Origin of the sequence: Pseudocitrobacter faecalis, from assembly GCF_965231525.1 — a bacterium.
GTDB lineage: Bacteria > Pseudomonadota > Gammaproteobacteria > Enterobacterales > Enterobacteriaceae > Pseudocitrobacter > Pseudocitrobacter faecalis.
This window is the reverse complement of the sequence record NZ_CBDDNJ010000002.1, coordinates 4,260,600-4,284,031: the sequence shown is the minus strand read 5'-3', so window position 1 is coordinate 4,284,031 and position 23,432 is coordinate 4,260,600. Positions and strand designations below refer to the sequence as shown.

23 protein-coding genes are annotated in these 23,432 nt (G+C 55.3%); 14 read left to right on the top strand and 9 right to left on the bottom strand.

Annotated elements, in window-relative coordinates; all coding sequences use genetic code 11:
• Window positions 1–124: 124 nt before the first annotated feature.
• The 4 genes from hemY to hemC are packed head-to-tail and all read right to left on the bottom strand — an operon-like array spanning window position 125 to window position 4,198.
• Window positions 125–1,321: a protoheme IX biogenesis protein HemY gene (gene hemY / locus ACOXYR_RS20735; RefSeq protein ID WP_113859148.1), complete on the bottom strand. Its 1,197-nt coding sequence runs from the start codon at window positions 1,319–1,321 to the stop codon at window positions 125–127.
• A gap of 2 nt (window positions 1,322–1,323) precedes the next feature.
• Window positions 1,324–2,499: a uroporphyrinogen-III C-methyltransferase gene (hemX, locus tag ACOXYR_RS20730; protein ID WP_421356217.1), complete on the bottom strand. Its 1,176-nt coding sequence runs from the start codon at window positions 2,497–2,499 to the stop codon at window positions 1,324–1,326.
• A gap of 20 nt (window positions 2,500–2,519) precedes the next feature.
• Window positions 2,520–3,260 (bottom strand): uroporphyrinogen-III synthase, encoded by a 741-nt coding sequence (gene hemD / locus ACOXYR_RS20725; protein WP_113859146.1) that lies wholly within the window; start codon window positions 3,258–3,260, stop codon window positions 2,520–2,522.
• Window positions 3,257–4,198, bottom strand: a complete 942-nt coding sequence (gene hemC / locus ACOXYR_RS20720; protein WP_421356218.1) for a hydroxymethylbilane synthase — start codon at window positions 4,196–4,198, stop codon at window positions 3,257–3,259. Before hemC ends, hemD begins: the two co-directional genes overlap by 4 nt.
• A gap of 360 nt (window positions 4,199–4,558) precedes the next feature.
• On the opposite strand from hemC, the gene cyaA reads away from it, so the two are divergent.
• Window positions 4,559–7,105, top strand: coding sequence for a class I adenylate cyclase (gene cyaA / locus ACOXYR_RS20715; protein WP_108476909.1), 2,547 nt, complete (start codon window positions 4,559–4,561; stop codon window positions 7,103–7,105).
• A gap of 49 nt (window positions 7,106–7,154) precedes the next feature.
• On the opposite strand, the gene cyaY is transcribed toward cyaA, so the two are convergent.
• On the bottom strand, window positions 7,155–7,475 hold the full coding sequence (cyaY, locus tag ACOXYR_RS20710; RefSeq protein WP_042292793.1) for an iron donor protein CyaY: 321 nt from the start codon (window positions 7,473–7,475) through the stop codon (window positions 7,155–7,157).
• A 138-nt stretch (window positions 7,476–7,613) separates the two neighbouring features.
• Here cyaY and lptM point away from each other — a divergent pair, with 138 nt between their 5' ends.
• From lptM to corA, 8 genes are all read left to right on the top strand, one after another.
• Window positions 7,614–7,817, top strand: coding sequence for an LPS translocon maturation chaperone LptM (gene lptM, locus ACOXYR_RS20705; protein ID WP_015966433.1), 204 nt, complete (start codon window positions 7,614–7,616; stop codon window positions 7,815–7,817).
• Window positions 7,818–7,852: 35 nt separating this feature from the next.
• A complete protein-coding gene (dapF, locus tag ACOXYR_RS20700) occupies window positions 7,853–8,677 on the top strand; it encodes a diaminopimelate epimerase (protein WP_015966432.1) in 825 nt (274 codons plus the stop codon).
• Entirely contained in the window at window positions 8,674–9,381 is a 708-nt protein-coding gene (locus ACOXYR_RS20695; RefSeq protein WP_108476908.1) for a DUF484 domain-containing protein, read from the top strand. Before dapF ends, ACOXYR_RS20695 begins: the two co-directional genes overlap by 4 nt.
• Window positions 9,378–10,280, top strand: coding sequence for a tyrosine recombinase XerC (gene xerC / locus ACOXYR_RS20690; protein ID WP_189624481.1), 903 nt, complete (start codon window positions 9,378–9,380; stop codon window positions 10,278–10,280). Before ACOXYR_RS20695 ends, xerC begins: the two co-directional genes overlap by 4 nt.
• Complete coding sequence (yigB, locus tag ACOXYR_RS20685; protein WP_108476906.1) at window positions 10,280–10,996, top strand: 5-amino-6-(5-phospho-D-ribitylamino)uracil phosphatase YigB; 717 nt, start codon at window positions 10,280–10,282, stop codon at window positions 10,994–10,996. The genes xerC and yigB overlap by 1 nt, the downstream gene beginning before the upstream one ends.
• 140 nt (window positions 10,997–11,136) lie before the next feature.
• Window positions 11,137–13,299, top strand: coding sequence for a DNA helicase II (gene uvrD / locus ACOXYR_RS20680; protein ID WP_015966428.1), 2,163 nt, complete (start codon window positions 11,137–11,139; stop codon window positions 13,297–13,299).
• A gap of 148 nt (window positions 13,300–13,447) precedes the next feature.
• Window positions 13,448–13,504: a YsgD/CorL family protein gene (gene ysgD / locus ACOXYR_RS20675; RefSeq protein ID WP_350435819.1), complete on the top strand. Its 57-nt coding sequence runs from the start codon at window positions 13,448–13,450 to the stop codon at window positions 13,502–13,504.
• Between the two features lie 153 nt (window positions 13,505–13,657).
• Window positions 13,658–14,608 (top strand): magnesium/cobalt transporter CorA, encoded by a 951-nt coding sequence (gene corA, locus ACOXYR_RS20670; protein WP_108476905.1) that lies wholly within the window; start codon window positions 13,658–13,660, stop codon window positions 14,606–14,608.
• Between the two features lie 38 nt (window positions 14,609–14,646).
• On the opposite strand, the gene rarD is transcribed toward corA, so the two are convergent.
• Both rarD and yigI read right to left on the bottom strand, forming a co-directional pair.
• Window positions 14,647–15,540 carry an EamA family transporter RarD gene (gene rarD, locus ACOXYR_RS20665; protein WP_108476904.1) on the bottom strand — a complete coding sequence of 298 codons (894 nt, stop codon included), beginning with the start codon at window positions 15,538–15,540 and terminating at the stop codon, window positions 14,647–14,649.
• Between the two features lie 50 nt (window positions 15,541–15,590).
• The gene (gene yigI / locus ACOXYR_RS20660; RefSeq protein ID WP_015966425.1) at window positions 15,591–16,058 is read right to left on the bottom strand and encodes an acyl-CoA thioesterase YigI; all 468 of its coding nucleotides are present in this window, start codon (window positions 16,056–16,058) and stop codon (window positions 15,591–15,593) included.
• 161 nt (window positions 16,059–16,219) lie between these two features.
• Between yigI and pldA the strand changes: the two genes are divergently transcribed.
• The 3 genes from pldA to rhtC all read left to right on the top strand — a co-directional run bounded on the left by pldA (window position 16,220) and on the right by rhtC (window position 19,715).
• Window positions 16,220–17,086, top strand: a complete 867-nt coding sequence (pldA, locus tag ACOXYR_RS20655; protein WP_421356219.1) for a phospholipase A — start codon at window positions 16,220–16,222, stop codon at window positions 17,084–17,086.
• Between the two features lie 118 nt (window positions 17,087–17,204).
• Window positions 17,205–19,034 carry an ATP-dependent DNA helicase RecQ gene (gene recQ, locus ACOXYR_RS20650; protein ID WP_421356220.1) on the top strand — a complete coding sequence of 610 codons (1,830 nt, stop codon included), beginning with the start codon at window positions 17,205–17,207 and terminating at the stop codon, window positions 19,032–19,034.
• 60 nt (window positions 19,035–19,094) lie between these two features.
• Entirely contained in the window at window positions 19,095–19,715 is a 621-nt protein-coding gene (gene rhtC / locus ACOXYR_RS20645) for a threonine export protein RhtC (protein ID WP_108476901.1), read from the top strand.
• 41 nt (window positions 19,716–19,756) lie between these two features.
• Here the strand turns inward: rhtC and ACOXYR_RS20640 are convergent, their stop codons facing one another.
• The gene (locus ACOXYR_RS20640) at window positions 19,757–20,659 is read right to left on the bottom strand and encodes an Rpn family recombination-promoting nuclease/putative transposase (RefSeq protein WP_421356221.1); all 903 of its coding nucleotides are present in this window, start codon (window positions 20,657–20,659) and stop codon (window positions 19,757–19,759) included.
• A gap of 150 nt (window positions 20,660–20,809) precedes the next feature.
• Entirely contained in the window at window positions 20,810–21,430 is a 621-nt protein-coding gene (gene rhtB, locus ACOXYR_RS20635; protein ID WP_108476899.1) for a homoserine/homoserine lactone efflux protein, read from the bottom strand.
• A 109-nt stretch (window positions 21,431–21,539) separates the two neighbouring features.
• Here rhtB and pldB point away from each other — a divergent pair, with 109 nt between their 5' ends.
• Together pldB and yigL are read left to right on the top strand one after the other, a co-directional pair.
• On the top strand, window positions 21,540–22,532 hold the full coding sequence (gene pldB / locus ACOXYR_RS20630) for a lysophospholipase L2 (protein WP_421356222.1): 993 nt from the start codon (window positions 21,540–21,542) through the stop codon (window positions 22,530–22,532).
• 41 nt (window positions 22,533–22,573) lie between these two features.
• A complete protein-coding gene (gene yigL, locus ACOXYR_RS20625) occupies window positions 22,574–23,374 on the top strand; it encodes a sugar/pyridoxal phosphate phosphatase YigL (protein ID WP_113859137.1) in 801 nt (266 codons plus the stop codon).
• Window positions 23,375–23,432 lie beyond the last annotated feature (58 nt).

Here is a 23,432-nt window from a genome sequence, read left to right as displayed (position 1 = left end):
CATGGACATAACGTTGAGTGAAGCACCCATTGTTGTCATAAAGACCTGTTTTAACGCCTGCTCCTGTGAGCAGGCGTTTTTTTATGGCTAAAAAAGGGGGCCGATTGGCCCCCTGAAGCAGTGATTATTGCGGTGGATTATTTTGCAAGGTAAGCATCAATCCATCGCGGCGCATCGCCGCAGCCTCTTCCGGCCTTTTCAGACGGTCGAGGGTGTCGGCAAGCCAGGCATAGTCGAAGGCATCGGGGCGCTGTTTAAGCGCGGCGCGGAAAGCGATGCTCGCTTCCTGCCACTCGCCGTGTTTCATCAGCGATTGGCCCAGCGTGCTCCAGAGCAGTGGACGATCGCCAACGCTCTTAATCTGCTGGCGCAGCATTTTTTCCAGTTGTTCCGGATTATTGGTGCGCAGACGCGGGATCAACAACACCAGACGATCGTCATACTGGCGTTTCAGCCCGTCGATGATGATTTGCTGCGCCGTGTCATGGTCGTCACACTCAATTAAGTGCTCCGCCATGGCTACCTGAAGCGGCACTTCGTGGCGCGTTTTACGGCTCTGGTTTTTCCACCAGTTGCGTAACCCTTCGCTTCCTTCGTCGGCACGGGCTTTATCCATCAGGCCAATCCACGCCTGTTGCTCCAGCGCGGCACGATGGGCTTCATCACCCACGTTGGCTTTCGCCATGGAAGGGATGATATCCAGCAGGGAGCTCCATGCGCCGGTGCGGATGTAAGCCTGCTCGGCAAGACGTAGCACTTCCGGATGACGCGGAGTAATTTCCAGCAGCTTATCGACGCCGTGGCGTGCCGCGTGATCTTCATTGCGCGCAAGCTGTAAACGCACGCGGGTGATTTCAACCGGAATCAAATCATTGCCGGCATTCTCTTCTGCGCGTTGCAGATGCTGATTGGCGCGTGCCTCATCACCGCGCTGTTGGGCGGCTTCGGCGGCCAACAGATAGTTCACCACCGGCTGTTCGGCGTGATCGGCATTTTTCGCCATCAGCTTCTCAACCTGCTGGTAATCGCCTTCTGCCAGTTTGAGCAGCGCCTGTTCCGTTTGCTTACGCGCGCGGCGGCGTTTGCGGCCTACGAACCAGCCGCGCGTATGCGCACCGGTGCGGAAGATGCGACGCAGCACCCATTCCAGGGCAAACAGCACCACCATGATGAGGATCATAATGATCACTAACCCGGTGACGCTGGTTTCGACATTGTAGTTATCCGTCTGGATCAGCACGTAACCCTGGTGCCCGGCGAGCATCGGGCCGACGACGATCCCGGCGATCAGCAGTGCGAAGAGTAATAAAACTTTCAACATGTTTACTCTCCTTGAGGCGCGGCAGGGGCAGGCGTTTCAGCCGGGGCGGCCGCAGCGGGCTGCGCCATCAGATTACGCACGCGCGTCTGCATCAGCTTTTCCAGAATCGGCTGGCTTTGCAGCGTTTCCGGCACGTTCATGGTGATGCTCTGCTGGCTCAGTTTATCAACGTCATCAAGGAAGCTTTTGGTGGTGGCATCGTCGGTGTCGTAGTAGGCGCGAACCCACGTCGACACGTTATCCAGCGCCTGTTTGTAAGTCTCTTCCTGATGACGCGGTACAGCCTGTGCGGCAACCAGCAAGCGCGAGCGAATATTTTCCCGCAGATAGATATCCTGATTCGGTGCTAACAGCGGAACGGCGGTCTCATCGCGGCGACGAATGGTGATAAAGCTATCCATAAAGTTCTGCCAGCTTTTTTGCAGATTCACGCGCCACTCGCCAATAGAACTGGAGAGCTCATCGCTATCGGCATCCATCGGGGAATCATCGGTGTTGTTATCCGCCAGACGCAGGTTATCCACTTGATTCGCCAACTGATTTACTTTCAGGATGATGCCATCGTAGTCCACCTGAGAAACCGCGCCCAGGCTTGCGATATCTTCAGTGATGGCGCGACGGGCGCTAATCAGGCTCGGGTCATTCATGTCGGCCAGACTGGCGTCGGCGCTTTTCAACAGCGCGGCGGCGGTGGTGACATCCTGATCGCTCCACAACTTGCGGCCAGCCAGCTTCACGAGGAAGTCAGACTGCGCCAGTAGCCAGGTTTTGGCATCGGTACCGGAAATGGCCGCCACTTTTTGCTGCACTTCATCGAGCTGTTTCGCCAGCGCATCGCGTTGATTCTGCGCCTCGGCAAGCTGTGCGGCCTGTTGTTTCAGCAGGGCATCGAATTGTGTTTTCTGATCGTCCTGCGCTTTTTGTAGTGTAACCAGTTGATTTGCCAGCGTGTCGTTGGCGGTGGTTTGATTTACGGCCTGCTGTTTTCCCCAGCCATACAGCCCCACGCCTGCCGCCAGCGCAATCGCGATCGCCACGCCGCTCAGCACCAGGCTGGTTTTCGCGCCGCCGGATTTCTTTTCGGCGTTCGTGGATTTTTGTGCTTCTGGCTGTGGCGTGGTCTCCACGGCCTCCCTGGTCTCTTCAACCACGGCGGAGTTTTCTTTTTGATCCGTCATTATGGCTTCCAGTTTTGAAGTTATTGTAGTGCGCGCAGCAGCGCATCGTTGTCAGCGCTATCGGCAACCTGAATTTCCTGCCAGCCCAGCTCCCGGGCCAGTTGTGCAAGACGCTCACTGACAACCAACAAACGGCAGCGCAGCAGCCAGTGCTCGCGATACCATTGCGGAATGAGTGCCCAAAGTTGATGTAACATTTCCCCGCTGGTGACGACGAGGGTCGACACCTCACGTTTTTGCCAGCGCATGGCTTCTGCCGCGCCATCATAATGGACAGCGCTGCGTTGATAACATTCACAGAATGTGACTTCAGCGCCGCGTGCGGCCAGCGTTTCGCCTAACAGTTCACGCCCGCCATTGCCGCGTAAGATGAGCGCTTTCTTACCCGCAATATTTTGTAATTCAGGTAATTGTAGCAAGACTTCACTGATTTCCCGATCCAAAGGATACCGTACCTGGCGACCGCTCACCTGATGCAACGCCAGCGCTGTGCTGCGCCCAATGGCGAAACAAGCCGCTTGCTGCGGCCAATGCTGGCCCTGCTGTTGCAGATGAGCGTGAGCATAGGACACAGCGTGCGGCGATAGCGCGAAGAGCAAATCGTCGGGGCGCAAAGCGTCCAGGGCAGGAGAGAGTGCCGCAAGTTCGCGACCGGGGGTGATTTCAATCAGCGGAAAGCTCCAGGCCACTCGCCCCAGTGTGCGCAGACGGCTCACTAATTCTTCTCCTTTTGGAGACGGGCGGGTGACCAGGATACTCATTCGGGCTTCTCTCCGTTGTAGACGGCGGTGAGGATTTCGCGCGCACCGTTGTTCAACAGCTCTTCAGCGAGCTCAACGCCCAGCCGTTCAGCATCTTCAGGCTTGCCGCGTCGTTCGCCGCGCACCATCTGTGAACCATCCGGCGCGCCAACCAGCGCGCGTAGCCACAGTTCACCGTTGTTGAGCTCGGCATAGCTGCCAATGGGTACCTGACAGCCGCCTTCCAGACGCGTGTTCATGGCGCGTTCCGCCAGTACGCGCGTGGCCGTTTGCGCATCGTTAAGCGGAGCCAGTAGCGTCCGCGTGTAGTCATCATCCAGGCGACATTCGATGCCGACGGCACCCTGGCCGACAGCCGGTAATGATTGCTCAGGCGGCATCGCCTGTCGAATGCGAGCGTCAAGTTTCAGACGTTTCAGACCGGCGACGGCCAGAATAATGGCGTCGTAATCGCCATTATCCAGTTTACCAAGACGCGTTCCGACGTTGCCGCGCAGAGAACGAATCTCTAAATCGGGGCGATATTCCGCAATCTGGCACTGGCGACGCAGGCTGGAGGTGCCGACGATGCTGCCTGCCGGTAAATCGTCCAGCGAAGCATAGCGGTTGGAGACAAACGCATCGCGCGGATCTTCGCGCTCACAAATGGTCGCCAGACCCAGGCCTTCAGGGAAATCGACGGGAACATCTTTCATGGAGTGAACGGCGATATCGGCCCGGTTTTCCAGCAATGCCAGCTCAAGCTCTTTTACAAACAGCCCTTTACCGCCCACTTTTGCCAGCGGGGTATCCAGGATCACATCGCCGCGTGTCACCAGCGGCACGAGTTCAACCGTCAGCCCCGGATGACAGGCCATCAGGCGGTCTTTAACATAGTGTGCCTGCCAAAGTGCAAGAGGACTTTGGCGTGTGGCAATTCTCAAAACTTTGTCTAACATGCTTGTTACCGTCATTGTCGTCCACGGCCCATCCTAACATTGTTGCTTTAATGATGTTAGTTTTCACGGTGTTTGGGTAATGTCTGGCTGGCCCGTATTTTCTGGAAGTTTCCAATATAGACCTAAACGTATTGTGGAATTTACAGATAACAAACGGTGCTACACTTGTATGTAGTGCAACTTTCTTTACGGTCAACCAGCAAGGTGTTAAATTGATCACGTTTTAAACCATTTGTTCGTCCGCACCACCATAATCATAAGGACGGACGACAAAGGCGACGATTCTTGTTGAAATTCTAAAAACCTCCGTACTTCCCTTTACGGGCGCTACGCCAGGTTTTGAACATCAGGCGATATGTCTTGTACCTCTATATTGAGACACTGAAACAGAGACTGGATGCCATCAATCAACTGCGTGTGGATCGCGCGCTTGCTGCCATGGGCCCTGCTTTCCAGCAGGTATACAGTCTACTGCCGACATTATTACATTATCATCACCCACTGATGCCGGGTTACCTCGACGGTAACGTTCCCAAAGGCATTTGCCTCTACACGCCTGATGAAACCCAACGCCACTACCTCGACGAACTTGAACTGCACCGTGGTATGCCGCCGCAAGCCTCGCCAAAAGGCGAGTTGCCAATAACTGGCGTCTACTCGATGGGCAGTACCTCGTCCGTTGGGCAAAGCTGCTCTTCTGACCTCGATATCTGGGTTTGTCACCAGTCCTGGCTCGATAACGACGAACGTCAACTTCTGCAACGTAAATGCAGTCTGCTGGAAAGCTGGGCCGCCTCGCTGGGCGTGGAAGTCAGCTTCTTCCTGATCGACGAAAACCGCTTCCGTCATAACGAAAGTGGTAGCCTGGGCGGCGAAGACTGCGGCTCCACGCAGCACATCTTGCTGCTGGATGAATTTTATCGCACCGCCGTGCGCCTCGCGGGGAAACGTATTCTGTGGAATATGGTGCCGTGCGAAGAAGAAGAGCATTACGACGACTACGTCATGACGCTCTATGCGCAGGGCGTGCTGACGCCGAACGAGTGGCTCGACCTTGGCGGGTTGAGTTCGCTGTCGGCGGAAGAGTACTTTGGCGCCAGCCTGTGGCAACTGTATAAGAGTATCGACTCACCGTACAAAGCGGTGTTGAAAACCCTGCTGCTGGAAGCCTACTCCTGGGAATACCCCAATACGCGCCTGCTGGCGAAAGATATCAAACAGCGCCTGCACGATGGCGAGATCGTTTCATTTGGTCTCGACTCCTACTGCATGATGCTGGAACGCGTGACCGACTACCTCAAAGCGATCGACGACGAAACGCGTCTGGATCTGGTGCGCCGCTGCTTCTACCTCAAAGTTTGCGAAAAGCTGAGCCGCGAACGCGCGTGCGTTGGCTGGCGCCGTGAAGTGGTGAGCCAACTGGTGAAAGAGTGGGGCTGGGACGAAGAGCGTCTGGCTAAACTGGATAACCGGGCGAACTGGAAGATCGATCAGGTGCGCGAGGCGCATAACGAATTGCTCGATGCCATGATGCAGAGCTACCGTAACCTGATCCGCTTCGCGCGTCGCAACAACCTGAGCGTCTCTGCCAGCCCGCAGGACATCGGTGTGCTGACCCGTAAGCTGTACGCGGCGTTTGAAGCGCTGCCGGGCAAAGTGACGCTGGTTAACCCGCAGATTTCACCGGATCTCTCCGAGCCGAACCTGACCTTTATCCACGTGCCGCCGGGCCGTGCCAACCGTACCGGTTGGTATCTCTACAACCGCGCGCCGAATATGGAAGCCATCGTCAGCCATCAGCCGCTTGAATATAACCGCTATCTTAATAAGCTGGTGGCGTGGGCCTGGTTTAACGGCCTGCTGACCTCACGTACCCGCCTGTTTATTAAGGGCAACGGTATTGTCGACCTCGCAAAACTGCAGGAGATGGTGGCAGATGTTTCCCATCACTTCCCGCTGCGTCTGCCTGCGCCGACGCCAAAAGCGCTTTACAGCCCGTGTGAAATTCGCCATCTGGCGATTATCGTTAACCTCGAATATGACCCGACGGCGGCTTTCCGCAATCAGGTTGTCCATTTCGACTTCCGTAAGCTCGATGTCTTCAGCTTTGGTGAAGAACAAAACTGCCTCGTCGGCAGCGTCGACCTGCTGTATCGCAACTCGTGGAACGAGGTGCGTACGCTGCACTTCAACGGCGAGCAGGCGATGATTGAAGCGCTGAAAACGATTCTCGGCAAAATGCACCAGGACGCCGCCCCGCCGGATAGCGTGGAAGTGTTCTGTTATAGCCAGCATCTGCGTGGCCTGATTCGTACCCGCGTCCAGCAGTTGGTTTCTGAATGTATCGACCTGCGTCTCTCCAGCACACGCCAGGAAACCGGGCGCTTCAAAGCGTTGCGCGTCTCCGGCCAGACCTGGGGTCTTTTCTTCGAACGCCTGAACGTCTCGGTGCAGAAGCTGGAAAACGCCATCGAATTCTATGGTGCCATCTCGCACAATAAACTGCATGGTTTGTCGGTGCAGGTTGAGACTAACCACGTCAAACTGCCGCAGGTGGTGGATGGTTTTGCCAGCGAAGGGATTATTCAGTTCTTCTTTGAAGATTCCGGCGAAGAGCAGGGCTTTAACATCTATATTCTGGATGAATCCAACCGCGCGGAAGTGTATCACCACTGCGAAGGCAGCAAAGAGGAGCTGGTGCGCGACGTCAGCCGCTTCTACTCCTCCTCGCACGATCGCTTTACCTACGGCTCAAGCTTTATCAACTTCAACCTGCCGCAGTTCTATCAGATTGTGAAAGTTGATGGCCGCGCGCAGGTTATTCCTTACCGCAGCCAGGCGATTGGCACACTCCCACCGAGTAACCAGGATAACGACGCCCCGTTGTTGCAGCAGTATTTTTCGTAAGTCAGTGATGGAAGGCCGGATAAGGCAAAGCCGCATCCGGCAATAAACCTTAGCGGAAGCTCACCGTCTCGCCTGCCTGCTGTGTGGCAGCCTGTTCCAGCAAATCCCAGAAGGTTTCGCCGCTGCGATCGCAAACCCACTCATCGCCTTTCAGGTCAAAATGGTAGCCGCCCTGCTTAGTTGCCAGCCATACCTGGTGCAGGGGTTCCTGACGGTTGATAATGATTTTACTGCCGTTCTCAAAACTGATGGTCAGCACGCCGCCGTTGATTTCACAGTCGATATCGCTGTCGCCGTCCCAGTCATCCAGACGCTCTTCGATGGTCATCCAGAGTGTGTCGGCAAGGCGATGAAATTCACTGTCGTTCATTGTTGTTTCCCGTTATTGAGTGATGATGGCAGTATACCGTGAAACAAAACACGTTGCAGTCGGGTGCTAAACGCTTGCTTTTACGCCTTCTCCTGCGATGATAGAAAGCAGAAAGTCTTGAACTACAGGTACCCTGGAATGAAGAACATTTTCCGACCGCTGGCCGTGTTGGCTGTGCTGTTTAGCCTTACCGGTTGCGGCCTTAAAGGCCCGCTCTATTTCCCACCGGCTGATAAAACGGCGCCGACGCCGACCAAGCCCGTGGATAGCCAGATCCAAACGGATTCGCCGGATCGTAACGATCGCGGTGATGACGGCGGCCCGACGCAGGTTAACTATTGATATCACCGTTCTGTTCCGCGTAACTGGAGTAGATAATGCAGTTCTCTAAAATGCATGGCCTTGGCAACGATTTTATGGTCGTCGACGCGGTGACGCAGAATGTGTTTTTTTCGCCGGAATTGATTCGTCGTCTGGCGGACAGGCATCTGGGCGTCGGCTTCGACCAACTGCTGGTCGTCGAGCCGCCCTACGATCCCGATCTTGATTTCCACTATCGCATCTTCAATGCCGACGGCAGCGAAGTGTCGCAATGTGGCAACGGGGCGCGCTGTTTTGCGCGTTTCGTGCGTCTGAAAGGCCTGACCAATAAACGTGACATTCGCGTCAGCACCGCCAACGGACGTATGGTATTGAGCGTGACGGACGACGATCTGGTTCGCGTGAATATGGGCGAGCCGAATTTCGAACCTTCGCAGGTGCCGTTCCGCGCCAACAAAGCGGAAAAGACCTATATTATGCGAGCAGCCGAGCAGACAGTATTGTGCGGCGTGGTCTCGATGGGTAACCCGCACTGCGTGATTCAGGTCGATGATGTTGAAACGGCGGCGGTTGAGTCGCTGGGCCCGGTGATGGAAAGCCACGATCGCTTTCCTGAACGCGCCAACATCGGTTTTATGCAGGTGGTTAAACGCGATCACATCCGTTTGCGCGTCTATGAGCGCGGCGCGGGTGAGACGCAGGCTTGCGGCAGCGGCGCTTGTGCGGCGGTGGCTGTGGGTATCCAGCAGGGGCTACTGGACGAAGAGGTTCGCGTGGAGTTACCGGGCGGACGCCTGGATATCGCCTGGAGAGGCCCGGGTCAACCGTTGTATATGACTGGCCCGGCGGCACATGTCTATGACGGATTTATTCACTTATGAAACACGTCGGGGAAGAACAGCAGGAAGCATTAAGCGCGCTCGACGATCGCGCTGTCGTGGATTATCTGTTGCAACATCCTGAATTCTTTATACGAAACGCCGCGGTCGTGGAACAGATGCGTGTTCCGCACCCGGTGCGCGGTACTGTGTCGCTGGTTGAGTGGCATATGGCGCGCGCGCGTCATCATATTCACACACTTGAAGAGAACATGGCGCTGCTGATGGAGCAGGCGACGGCCAATGAAGGGCTGTTCTACCGTTTGCTGCATTTGCAAAATCGCCTGGCGAGCGCGGAAAGCCTGGACGATTTGCTGCTACGTTTCCACCGTTGGGCGCGCGATCTGGGCCTGGCGGGGGCCTCTATCCGTCTCTTCGCCGATCGCTGGCGTCTGGGCGCACCGTCGAAATACACCCAACTGGTGCTGTCACGCCAGGCGTTTGAACCGCTGCGTATTCAGCGTCTTGGTCAGGAGCGCCACTATCTGGGCACGCTGAACGGCCCTGAACTGCTGGTGGTGCTGCCGGAAGCGAAAGCCGTTGGCTCGGTGGCGATGTCGATGATGGGCAGCGACGCTGACCTCGGCGTAATTCTGTTTACCAGCCGCGATGCACATCACTATGAAGCCGGGCAGGGTACGCAGCTACTGCAGGAAGTGGCGCTGATGCTGCCAGGCCTGCTGGAGCGCTGGATTGAGCGCGCATGAATGACGAACTTCTCTCTGCGGCGGTAGCGCGTTTCCTGCGTTATCTCGGCGTCGAGCGCCAGCTCAGCCCGATTACGCTTCTCAATTATCAGCGTCAGCTTGATGCCATCATTGAACTGGCCCAGCAGATGGGCCTGACGCGCTGGCAACAATGTGATGCTGCGATGGTGCGCAGTTTTGCCACCCGCAGTCGCCGAAAAGGGCTGGGGGCGGCAAGCCTGGCGTTACGCTTATCGGCGTTGCGCAGCTTTTTTGACTGGATGGTGAGCCAGGGCGAACTGCCCGCCAATCCGGCAAAAGGGATCTCCGCACCAAAAGCCCCACGTCATCTGCCGAAAAATATCGACGTCGATGACGTCAATCGCCTGCTGGATATCGATATTAACGATCCGCTGGCGGTTCGCGACCGCGCGATGCTGGAAGTCATGTACGGCGCGGGCTTGCGTCTTTCCGAACTGGTGAATCTGGACATCAAACATCTCGATCTCGACACCGGTGAAGTGTGGGTGATGGGCAAAGGCAGCAAAGAGCGCCGCCTGCCCATTGGCCGTAATGCGGTGGCGTGGATTGAACACTGGCTCGATTTACGCGGGCTGTTTGGTAGCGACGATGACGCGCTGTTTCTTTCAAAACTGGGGAAACGTATCTCGGCGCGCAACGTGCAAAAACGGTTTGCCGAGTGGGGCATTAAGCAGGGGCTGAACAGCCATGTGCATCCGCACAAGCTGCGCCACTCATTCGCCACCCACATGCTGGAGTCGAGCGGCGATCTGCGCGGTGTGCAGGAGCTGTTGGGGCACGCCAATCTCTCGACCACCCAAATTTATACCCATCTTGATTTTCAACACCTCGCCTCGGTGTACGATGCCGCGCATCCACGCGCTAAACGGGGGAAATAATGCGTTTTTACCGACCACTGGGCCACATCGCCGCACTGACGTTTGACCTGGACGACACCCTTTATGACAACCATCCGGTGATTGATCGCACCCAGCAGGAATCGCTGGCGTTTGTGCGCAGCTATCATCCGGCGCTGCGCCATTTCGAAAACCGCGATCTACAGCAACTTCGCGACGCGCTGCGCAACGCGGAGCCGGAAATTTATCACGATGTGACCGAGTGGCGCCGCCGCGCGCTGGAGCTGGGGATGCTGAACGCAGGCTTAACCGCGCAGGAAGCGGCGATTGGCGCTAACGCGGCGATGGCCAATTTCGCGCAATGGCGCAGCCGAATTGATGTTCCGCAGGAAACGCACGATACGCTGGCAAAACTTGCGGAAAAATGGCCGCTGGTGGCGATTACCAATGGTAATGCCCAGCCAGAATTATTCGGCCTGAACGACTATTTTAAGTTTGTACTACGTGCCGGGCCAGATGGCCGCTCAAAGCCATTTTCCGATATGTATCACCGGGCTGCTGAAAAACTGGATGTGCCGCATAACGCTATTCTGCACGTGGGCGATGACCTGACGACGGATGTTGCGGGGGCGATTCGCAGTGGATTACAGGCATGCTGGATCAAACCTCGGAATGCAGACCTGATGCAGGTGGCTGACAGCCGTTTACTGCCGCATATCGAAATTTCCCGGTTGGCATCGCTGACCTCGCTGATATAATCCTCAATAGTTCTGTATAAAATTCCAGGGTTTTGGCGGATGGCGCTAGGCGTATCCGCCCTACGGTAACGTAGGCCCGGTAAGCGAAGCGCCACCGGGCATTTCGCTGTTTATCTATTCTTAACGCGGCGGTGCCATCAATGGACGTTTCTTACCTGCTCGACAGCCTTAATGACAAACAGCGCGAAGCCGTCGCCGCTTCGCGCACCAACATGCTGGTGCTGGCTGGGGCGGGCAGTGGTAAGACGCGCGTACTGGTTCACCGTATCGCCTGGCTGATGACCGTGGAAAACTGCTCGCCGTACTCCATTATGGCGGTGACGTTTACCAACAAAGCGGCGGCGGAGATGCGTCACCGTATCGGGCAACTGATGGGCACCACCCAGGGCGGCATGTGGGTCGGCACCTTCCACGGGCTGGCGCACCGCTTACTGCGCGCACATCATCTGGATGCCAATCTGCCGCAGGATTTCCAAATCCTTGATAGTGAAGACCAACTGCGCCTGCTGAAACGTCTGATCAAAGCCATGAATCTCGACGAGAAGCAGTGGCCGCCGCGCCAGGCGATGTGGTACATCAACAGCCAGAAAGACGAAGGGCTGCGTCCGCACCACATTCAGAGCTACGGCAACCCGGTTGAACAAACCTGGCAGAAGGTTTATCAGGCCTATCAGGAAGCATGCGACCGCGCGGGGCTGGTTGATTTCGCCGAGCTACTGCTGCGCGCGCATGAACTGTGGCTTAACAAGCCGCATATCCTTCAGCACTATCGCGAGCGCTTTACCAATATCCTGGTGGACGAATTCCAGGATACCAACAACATTCAATACGCGTGGATCCGCCTGCTGGCAGGCGACACCGGTAAAGTAATGATTGTGGGTGATGACGACCAGTCAATCTACGGCTGGCGCGGTGCGCAGGTGGAAAACATCCAGCGCTTCCTCAACGATTTCCCCGGTGCGGAAACTATCCGTCTGGAACAGAACTACCGTTCAACCAGTAATATTCTGAGCGCAGCGAACGCCCTGATTGAGAACAACAACGGGCGCTTAGGTAAAAAACTGTGGACCGACGGTGCGGATGGCGAGCCGATTTCGCTCTATTGCGCCTTCAACGAACTCGACGAAGCGCGTTTCGTGGTTAACCGCATCAAAACCTGGCAGGACAACGGCGGCGCGCTGGATCAATGCGCCATTCTCTATCGCAGCAACGCCCAGTCGCGCGTGCTGGAAGAGGCGTTACTGCAGGCAAGTATGCCGTACCGTATTTACGGCGGTATGCGATTCTTCGAGCGTCAGGAAATTAAAGATGCGCTCTCATATCTGCGCCTGATCGCCAACCGCAACGATGACGCGGCGTTTGAACGCGTGGTGAACACGCCGACGCGCGGCATCGGCGACCGTACGCTGGACGTTGTGCGCCAGACTTCGCGCGATCGCCAGCTTACGCTGTGGCAGTCGTGCCGCGAGCTGTTGCAGGAAAAAGCGCTGGCAGGACGCGCGGCGAGCGCGTTGCAGCGCTTTATGGAACTGATTGACGCGCTGGCCCAGGAAACGGCGGATATGCCGTTGCACGTGCAGACAGACCGCGTGGTGAAAGACTCCGGCCTGCGCATGATGTACGAGCAGGAAAAGGGCGAGAAGGGCCAGACGCGAATCGAAAACTTAGACGAACTGGTGACGGCGACGCGCCAGTTCGCGTACAACGAAGAAGACGAAGATTTAATGCCGTTGCAGGCGTTCCTGTCTCATGCCGCGCTGGAAGCGGGCGAGGGGCAGGCGGATACCTGGCAGGACGCGGTGCAGTTGATGACGCTGCACTCGGCGAAAGGTCTGGAATTCCCGCAGGTGTTTATCGTCGGTATGGAAGAGGGCATGTTCCCGAGCCAGATGTCGCTGGAAGAAGGCGGGCGTCTGGAAGAAGAACGCCGTCTGGCCTACGTTGGCGTGACGCGTGCGATGCAGAAACTGACGCTGACTTATGCCGAAACGCGCCGCTTGTACGGGAAAGAGGTGTATCACCGTCCGTCGCGCTTTATCGGCGAGCTGCCGGAAAACTGTGTGGAAGAGGTGCGCCTGCGCGCCACCGTTAGCCGTCCGGTGAGCCATCAGCGCATGGGGACGCCGATTTCGGAAAACGACACCGGTTATAAACTCGGCCAGCGCGTACGTCACGCTAAGTTTGGCGAAGGCACCATTGTTAATCTGGAAGGCAGCGGCGAGCACAGCCGCTTGCAGGTGGCGTTCCAGGGGCAGGGGATCAAATGGCTGGTTGCGGCGTATGCAAAGCTGGAAACTGTCTAACTATCCGAAAGATATCGTTATTTTTTGAGAGTCTGCTAGCCTTACAGTGAATGAGGTAAATCTTACCATTTAGCATTCCGTTGCGTGTTGACGCGGTTTTTTTGCTGGCGTAACATGCGCGCACGATTACGCTAAGAGGACAAATGCCTTGGACACACCCAGTAGATGCTGGCTCACTCTCCTGTCATTCAGGAACAACTCCTAAGGCTATCCTCTTATGCTGATAGCCTTAGCGGTTGTCGGCGACTCGTGTCATTTCCCCGTCGCAATGAGTCAGGCTGTTTAATGGTCTGAAACCCAATTTGTTTCTGTGTGCCCACCGGCTGTCCGATAATTTTTTGCATTGGGAGTCCCGGTCATGCTGAGCGCATTTCAACTGGAAAAAAATCGTTTAACGCGTCTTGAAGCGGACGAAATCAGCCATCTCGCCAGTTCGGTGTGGGTTGATTTAGTCGAACCCGACGATGAAGAACGAAACCGTGTGCAAAAGGAATTGGGCCAGAACCTGGCCACGCGCCCTGAACTGGAAGACATCGAAGCATCCGCGCGTTTCTTTGAAGACGAAGACGGTTTACATATTCACTCCTTCTTCTTTTACGAAGATGCGGACGATCACGCAGGTAACTCCACCGTGGCATTTACCATCCGCGAAGGGCGACTCTTCACCCTGCGTGAGCGCGAATTGCCGGCGTTTCGTCTTTACCGTATGCGTGCGCGAAACCAGGCGATGGTGGACGGTAACGCCTATGAGCTTCTGCTCGATCTGTTTGAAACCAAGATTGAACAGCTGGCGGATGAAATCGAAAACATCTACAGCGATCTGGAAAAGCTGAGTCGCGTCATCATGGAAGGCCATCAGGGCGATGAATATGACGAGGCGTTGTCCACGCTGGCAGAGCTGGAAGATATTGGCTGGAAGGTGCGCTTGTGTCTGATGGATACCCAGCGCGCGCTTAACTTCCTGGTGCGTAAAGCGCGTTTACCGGCGGTGCAGCTGGAACAGGCGCGCGAGATCCTGCGAGATATCGAATCTCTGCTGCCACACAATGAATCACTGTTCCAGAAGGTCAACTTCCTGATGCAGGCGGCGATGGGCTTTATCAACATCGAGCAGAACCGCATCATCAAGATCTTCTCGGTGGTCTCCGTGGTCTTCCTGCCGCCGACGCTGGTGGCCTCCAGCTACGGGATGAACTTCGAGTTTATGCCGGAACTGAAGTGGAGCTTCGGCTACCCTGGTGCGATTATCTTTATGATGCTCGCCGGGCTGGCACCGTATCTGTACTTTAAACGGAAGAACTGGCTATAAGTCTGTTGCCGGATGGCGTTGCGCCATCCGGCACACGGTTAGCCCCGACGTCCCCGGCGCTGCGTATACACCGCATCCATAATAAAGATCGCCAGTGCCACCCAGATAAACGCAAACGTCACCATTTTATCGGCGCCTGGTGTTTCGCCGTAGAAGGTCACCGCCAGGATAAACATCAGCGTTGGGCCGATATACTGGAAGAAGCCCAGCGTCGATAAGCGTAAACGGGTTGCAGCACCGGTGAAACACAGTAGCGGGATGGTGGTGACTACGCCCGCGGCAATCAGCAGCAGGTTCAGCGACCAGCTGTTGCTCCCCATATGACTGGTCGCGCTGTCGGCAATGCCAAACAGATAAATTGCCGCGATCGGCAGTAGCCACAGGGTTTCAAATAGCATGCCGGTTTGCGCATCGACGGCGATTTTTTTACGTACCAGGCCATAAAACGCGAAGCTAAACGCCAGGCCGAGCGCAATTATTGGCAGCGAGCCAAATGTCCACAGCTGCACCAACACGCCGCAGGCGGCGAGAGCCACAGCTAACCACTGCATCCGGCGGAAGCGCTCGCCGAGGAACAACATCCCCAGCAGAATATTCACCAGCGGGTTAATGAAGTAGCCCAGGCTTGCTTCCAGCATGTGGTGGTTATTCACCGACCAGATAAACAGCAGCCAGTTACCGCCGATCAGCACGGCGGAGAGCGCCAGCATGACGATTTTCTTCGGCGTTTGCAGCAGCGCTTTCACTGTTGACCACTGACGGCTGATGCTGATGAGCGCCACCATGAAGAAGAAGGACCAGATCACGCGGTGCGTCAGGATTTCATCGGCGGGAACATAGTAGATAAGCTTGAAGTACGCCGGAGCGATACCCCAAATAAAATAGGCGGCGAGAGCGAGAAGCACGCCCTGCCGCGTCTGTTTGGCATCCATCGGAGTCATCCGTTACAAAAAAGTAAACTGATTTTACCCGATTTTACTGTTTATCCCACCATATATGTGGCGGTTGCGCTGGCGATGTGAACCTGCTCTTCGTTGTGCAGCTCCACGCGGGCGACGGCAACTTTATTGCCCGCCCGCAAAAGGGTGCTGGTGGCGGTGAAGCGATTGCCGCGCCCTGGACGTAAATAGTCGACGCGTAAATCGATAGTGCCCATCCGTGAAAGCCGCTGACGGAGCTCTTCTTCGTTGATGGTGTCATGGCGAGTTAACGTGCTGCCTACGCAGACCAGACCTGCCGCGACATCCAGCGCTGAGGCGATCACGCCGCCGTGGAGAATGCTTTGCGCCCAGTTTCCTACCATCATTGGCTGGTTATTAAAATTGAGTTTGGCGAAGTCTTTTTCATAACGTTCCAGCTCCAGGCCAAGCGCCCGGTTGAACGGCATATGGTAAACAAAGATTTCACCGACCAGCTTGAGCGCGGCATCGGCAGTGAGTTCAGCAGACATAACAACCCTTTCAATCGTTAATAAAATGTTGATTTTATGCCTATGAAATGTTGTTTTCTATATTAGGAATGGATTACTGAGCATTAAATGCTTAAGTATGTAAAATGAGAGACATTCACATATTCAACATAACAATTTATCAGTTCAGGAGAACATGACTGATGCAGCTCACCCGGAGTTGGTTATTGGCGGCAGTGCTGCCTGTTTCAGCGTTCGCGCAGGAAGCGACAATTAAATCGGTTCACGACACGCCTGCTGTAAAAGGCAGTATCATGGCTAACCTGTTGCAGGAGCATGATAATCCTTTCACGCTCTATCCTTATGAAAGCAACTACCTGCTTTACACCTGGACCAGCGATCTCAATAAAGAAGCGATCAGTTCCTACGATTGGGCCGAGCACGCGCGCAAAGATGAAGTGAAGTTTCAGCTCAGCCTGGCCTTCCCGTTATGGCGCGGCATTCTGGGTGATAATTCGGTGCTGGGCGCGTCGTATACCCAGCGATCCTGGTGGCAATTGTCGAACAGCGGCGAATCGTCGCCGTTCCGCGAAACCAACTATGAACCGCAGTTATTTCTTGGATTTGCCACCGATTATTCCTGGGCTGGCTGGACGTTGCGCGATGTTGAGTTTGGTTTTAACCATGACTCAAACGGTCGCTCAGATCCAACTTCCCGCAGCTGGAACCGTCTTTACACGCGCCTGATGGCGCAGAACGGCAACTGGCTGGTGGAAGTGAAACCCTGGTATGTAGTGGGAAATTCCAACGATAATCCCGATATCACCAAATATATGGGCTACTATCGTCTGAAAATCGGTTATCAACTAGGTGATGCGGTATTGAGCGCGCAGGGCCAGTATAACTGGAACACCGGCTACGGCGGCGCAGAAGTGGGCGTCAGCTATCCTATCAGTAAGCACGTTCGCCTTTATACCCAGGTTTACAGTGGCTACGGCGAATCGTTGATTGACTACAATTTCAATCAAACGCGCGTGGGCGTGGGTGTCATGCTTAACGATCTGTTTTAACAACGGCTTTCCTTCGACGTTGCGAGCATGGCCGAAGGAATTCGTCTAAAACGTTGCAGTTTAGAACGCAGGCGCTGAAAATAGCGCCTGTTTTAATTTTTCGGTTAACGGAGTCAATGTGGCACAGGCGGAAGTATTAAATCAGGAATCGCTGGCTAAACAGGTTTTGCAGGAAACCTTTGGCTATCAGCAATTCCGCCCGGGCCAGGAAACCATCATTGATACCGTGCTGGAAGGCCGAGATTGCCTGGTGGTGATGCCGACAGGCGGCGGCAAGTCGCTCTGTTATCAGATTCCGGCGCTGGTGCTGAATGGCCTGACGGTGGTGGTATCGCCGCTGATCTCGTTGATGAAAGACCAGGTCGATCAATTGATCGCCAACGGCGTGGCGGCGGCCTGCATCAACTCAACGCAAAGCCGCGAGCAGCAGCAGGAAGTGATGGCGGGTTGCCGTACAGGCCAGATTCGCTTGCTCTATATCGCGCCTGAACGCCTGATGCTGGATAACTTCCTTGAGCATCTCGCCCACTGGAACCCGGTGATGCTGGCGGTTGATGAGGCGCACTGTATTTCCCAGTGGGGCCATGATTTCCGCCCGGAATACGCCGCGTTAGGTCAGCTTCGTCAGCGCTTCCCGGCGTTGCCGTTTATGGCGCTCACCGCGACGGCGGATGACACGACGCGCCGTGATATTGTTCGCCTGCTGGGGCTGAACGACCCGCTTATTCAAATCAGCAGCTTCGACCGTCCCAACATTCGCTATATGCTGATGGAGAAGTTCAAACCGCTCGATCAGTTAATGCGTTACGTGCAGGAGCAACGCGGCAAGTCCGGCATTATTTACTGCAACAGCCGTGCGAAAGTAGAAGACACCGCCGCGCGCCTGCAAAGCCGTGGCATCAGTGCAGGGGCGTATCACGCCGGGCTGGATAACGCCGTGCGGGCGGACGTGCAGGAGAAATTCCAGCGCGATGACCTGCAAATCGTGGTCGCGACTGTCGCGTTCGGGATGGGTATCAACAAACCCAACGTGCGCTTTGTGGTGCACTTCGACATCCCGCGTAATATCGAATCTTATTATCAGGAAACGGGCCGCGCCGGGCGTGATGGCCTGCCTGCGGAAGCGATGCTGTTTTACGATCCGGCGGATATGGCGTGGCTACGTCGTTGCCTTGAAGAGAAACCTGCCGGGCCCCTGCAGGATATCGAACGCCATAAGCTCAACGCGATGGGCGCCTTTGCCGAGGCGCAGACCTGCCGCCGTCTGGTACTGCTGAACTACTTTGGCGAGGGACGTCAGGAGCCGTGTGGTAACTGCGATATTTGCCTCGACCCGCCAAAGCAGTACGACGGGTTGAATGACGCGCAGATTGCGCTCTCAACGATTTATCGTGTGAATCAGCGCTTCGGGATGGGGTACGTGGTGGAAGTGATTCGCGGCGCTAACAATCAGCGTATTCGCGAGTTTGGCCATGACAAGCTCAAGGTCTACGGCATGGGGCGTGAAAAGAGCCATGAGCACTGGGTGAGCGTGATTCGCCAGTTGATTCATATGGGCTTTGCGACGCAGAACATCGCCCAGCACTCCGCTCTGCAACTGACTGATGCCGCACGTCCGATTGTTCGTGGAGAGATTCCGCTGATGCTGGCGGTGCCGCGTATTGTCGCCCTGAAACCGCGCGTGATGCAGAAAGCCGCGGTGGGTAATTATGACCGTAAACTGTTTTCGAAACTGCGCAAGCTGCGTAAAGCGATTGCCGACGAAGAGAACATCCCGCCTTACGTGGTCTTCAACGATGCCACGTTGATTGAAATGGCAGAGCAAATGCCGGTTTCCGCCAGCGAAATGCTCAGCGTCAACGGCGTAGGAATGCGTAAACTGGAACGCTTTGGGAAAGAGTTTATGGCGCTGATCCGCGCACATGTCGATGGCGACGATGATGAGTAGTCAACCGCGCTAAAAAGTGCCAATATAGTTACTCACTGAATTATTCCCCGCGAGTACGTTATGTTAACTCTGTTTCTGACAGTGGCGCTGGTGCATATCATTGCGTTGATGAGCCCGGGCCCGGACTTCTTTTTCGTGTCGCAGACCGCGATCAGCCGCTCCCGTAAAGAAGCGATGATGGGCGTACTCGGCATTACCTGTGGCGTGATGGTGTGGGCGGGCGTGGCGCTGCTCGGCCTGAACCTGATCATCGAAAAAATGGCCTGGTTGCACACGATTATTATGGTCGGTGGCGGCTTGTACCTGTGCTGGATGGGTTACCAGATGCTGCGCAGTGCGCTGAAGAAAGAGAACCACGCGGCACCGGAACCGCAGGTTGAACTGGCAAAAAGTGGCCGCAGCTTTATGAAAGGCCTGTTGACTAACCTGGCAAACCCGAAAGCGATTATCTATTTTGGGTCTGTGTTTTCATTGTTCGTTGGCGACAGCGTGGGCGCGGATGCGCGCTGGGGCATTTTCCTGATGATTATCCTCGAAACCCTTGCCTGGTTTGCCGTCGTCGCGAGCCTGTTTGCATTGCCAGCCATGCGTCGCGGATATCAGAAAGCCGCGAAGTGGATCGACGGCTTTGCCGGTACGCTTTTCGCGGGCTTCGGTATTCATTTGATTATTTCGCGCTAAGCCGTTGACCCACTCCGAACGCATCGGGGTGGGTAGCCGTCTTAGTGCTGAAGCTGCTTTAGGTCATCCTGCGAAAGGCCGGTCATTTCCATGATGGTCTGAAAATCAAAGCCGCGTTGTAGCATGGCTTTCGCGACGTCGATAAGGGCAATCTGCTTACCTTCTTTACGCCCTTCCCGTCTTCCATCATTCAATAATTTCTCCGCCAGAGTCATCAGTTCCTCTCCATGTTGCGGCACGCGCTGTGCCAGCCCATACAGTAATGTTTGAACGTCTTTTTCTTCACCTGCCAGCATCATGTATTTTACCAGGGTGCGGATTTGTTGTCCGCTCATCTGCTCTAACGTCAATAGCTGCGCCAGTTTATCCAGCAACGTCGCCATGTCGCGCTGGCGGATATGCTTCTGAACCAGCGTCAGAGCAGCCATGCTTCGGTGCTGCATGATTTCGTCATCAGGGATCAGCGTGATATCGACCAGTGGAAATGCATGAAGATAGAGCTCGCGCGCGGTGTCCGGATCCGGAAAAGCATCGAGCCAGTTCATTGACCAGGGGTAAGGGCTGCGCTTGCCCTGATAAAACAGAATCGGGATCACCAGCGGCAGGGTTTTGTTCCCGGCTTCCAGATGACGCTGCATGGTGGCAATGGCATAGCGCAGCAAACGAAATGCCATATTCTCATCCGGTGAGCTTTGGTGCTCAATCAGAACATATACATACCCACTTCCCTTACTGGTTTCCACCGAATAGAGAACGTCGTTGTAATACTGGCGGAGATTCTCTTCTACAAAACTGCTGGCTTCCAGGTGGAGAGTGTCAAGTCGGCAGAGTTTTACCAGCGCAGGCGGCAGATGAATTTCGATAAAGTCGCGAGCCGTTTCTGGTCGGGATAAGAATGCCTTAAAGACTGCATCATGAGGAGTGGTTGCATCCGCCATTTTCATCGTCCATGTGTGAAATCTGGCGGCATTCTGGCACCGGGGAGGCGGAGGTAATAGCGCTAAAAAAAAGTTTCAGCGCAGGTTCCGAGCCTCCTCGAACGCAGGAGTTAACGTCTTTTCTCGTTCACTAAAATTTGCGTGCACCCTTCCATTTCACGCATGTCTCGCCGACGCCAGTAGCGCGCCAACCAGCATAAACAACGAACCAAAGACTTTGTTCAGCGCCTTCATTTGGCGTGGGCCTTTAATCCAGCTTGCGATTCGTTGAGCGAGGGTGGCATAGCCAATCATCACAATAATATCGACCACAATGGTGGTGATGCCGAGCACCACATACTGCATCACCTGTGGCTGATGGGGCACGATAAACTGCGGGAACAGCGCAGCCAGGAAGACGATGCTTTTGGGGTTGGTAAGATTAACAAACACCGCGCGTCGATAGAGCTTTGAGCGTGACTGGGATTGCGCGAGGGTGTTGAGGTCAATCGCCCCTGCCGCGCGCCACTGTTGGATGCCAAGCCAGATTAGATAGGCCGCGCCCGCCCATTTCAGCACTTCGAAAGCGAGCACGGAACGGGAGAACAGCGTCCCCAGACCCACGCCAACCAGCACAATATGAATGGCAAGCCCGGTCTGTAACCCGGCGATGGACGCGACCGCGCCGCGATAACCGTGGCTGATGGATGTGGTCATGGTGTTGATAGCGCCGGAGCCTGGCGAAAGGCTGAGAATTATGGATGTCAGCAGGTAGGCGAACCACCACTCAAAGGTCATGAGAATCTCCCTGATTATCTGTTTTTATGCCACAATACGCTATTGTATGAGTGTTGTGTCAGGCCTCACAAAAAAACGATTTTCAGCGGTTAGCAGGGGTGGAAGCCCGATGTTTCAGCAGCAAAAGGACTGGGAAACAAGAGAAAACGCGTTTGCCGCGTTTGCGATGGGGCCGCTGACGGATTTCTGGCGTCAGCGTGAAGAAGCGGAATTTCGCGGCGTGGATAACGTTGCGGTGCGCTTCGTGCGTTTTTGCTCTGCGCATCACGATCGCGTGGTGGTCATTTGCCCAGGCCGTATCGAAAGTTACGTGAAGTATGCCGAACTGGCCTACGACCTCTTCCACAGTGGGTTTGATGTATTGATTATCGACCACCGTGGGCAGGGGCGTTCAGGCCGGATGCTGTCGGATACCCATCGCGGTCATGTGGTAAAATTCAGCGACTACGTTGATGATTTGGCGGCATTCTGGGAACAGGAAGTCGCGCCGGGTCACTGGCGTAAGCGGTTTATTCTCGCGCACTCGATGGGTGGCGCGATAGCCACGCTTTTTTTGCAGCGTTATCCGCATCAGTGTGACGCACTCGCGCTTTGTGCGCCGATGTTCGGTATTATCATGCGCCTGCCTGAATGGATGGTGCGTCATATTCTCGATTGGGCTGAGGGCCATCAGCGTCTTCGGGAAGGATATGCTATCGGCACCGGGCGCTGGCGAGCGCTGCCGTTTAGCATTAACGTTCTGACGCACAGCCGTCAGCGTTATCGGCGTAACCTGCGTTTTTATGCGGATGAACCACGTCTGCGCGTGGGCGGGCCAACGTATCACTGGGTCCGTGAAGGGATCATTGCCGGTGAGCAGATCATCGCCGGTGCCTCCAACGATACGTTGCCAACGCTTATCATTCAGGCGGAAGAAGAGCGCGTAGTAGATAACCGCATGCATGACCGTTATTGTGAACTTCGCGCAATGGCGGGGCATCCCTGTGATGGGGATAAACCGCTTGTCATACAGGGCGCGTACCATGAGATCCTTTTTGAAAAGGACGCCATGCGCTCGGTCGCACTCAATGCTATCGTCGATTTTTTCTATCGACATACTTAAACCGGCATTTATGCCGCCAGGCTTAAAGGTAGAATTCTCTTATGTACCAGGTTGTTGCATCTGATTTAGATGGCACGCTCCTCGCTCCCGACCACCGCTTAACGCCGTATGCGAAAGAGACACTGAAATTATTGACCCAAAAGGGGCTGAATTTCGTGTTTGCGACGGGGCGTCATCATATCGACGTAGGGCAGATCCGCGATAATCTCGGGATTGAGGCCTACATGATCACCTCTAATGGCGCGCGCGTGCACGATACCAACGGTAATCTGCTGTTTGCTCACAATCTCGATCGTGATATTGCCGCCGATCTCTTTGGCGTGATGCACAGCAGCCCCGATATCATTACCAATGTTTATCGCGACGACGAGTGGTTTATGAACCGCCATCGCCCGGAAGAGATGCGCTTTTTCAAAGAAGCGGTGTTCAACTATCAGCTCTTTGAGCCGGGCCTGCTGGAGCCGGAAGGCGTCAGCAAAGTCTTCTTTACCAGCAATAACCATGAAGTCTTGTTGCCACTTGAGCAGGCGATTAACGCGCGCTGGGGCGATCGCGTGAACGTCAGTTTCTCCACGCTGACTTGTCTGGAAGTCATGGCGGGTGGAGTTTCCAAAGGTCACGCGCTGGAAGCCGTTGCGAAGAAACTGGGCTATAGCCTGCAAGACTGTATCGCCTTTGGCGACGGCATGAACGATGCCGAAATGCTGTCGATGGCGGGCAAAGGCTGCATCATGGCCGGCGCGCATCAGCGCCTGAAAGATTTGCATCCGGAACTGGAAGTGATTGGATCGAACGCGGATGACGCGGTGCCGCACTACCTGCGTAAGCTCTATCTTGATTAAAAAAATGACGACTGAGTATTTATTGCTCAGTCGTCAACCATTCTCTTCGCTACAATGC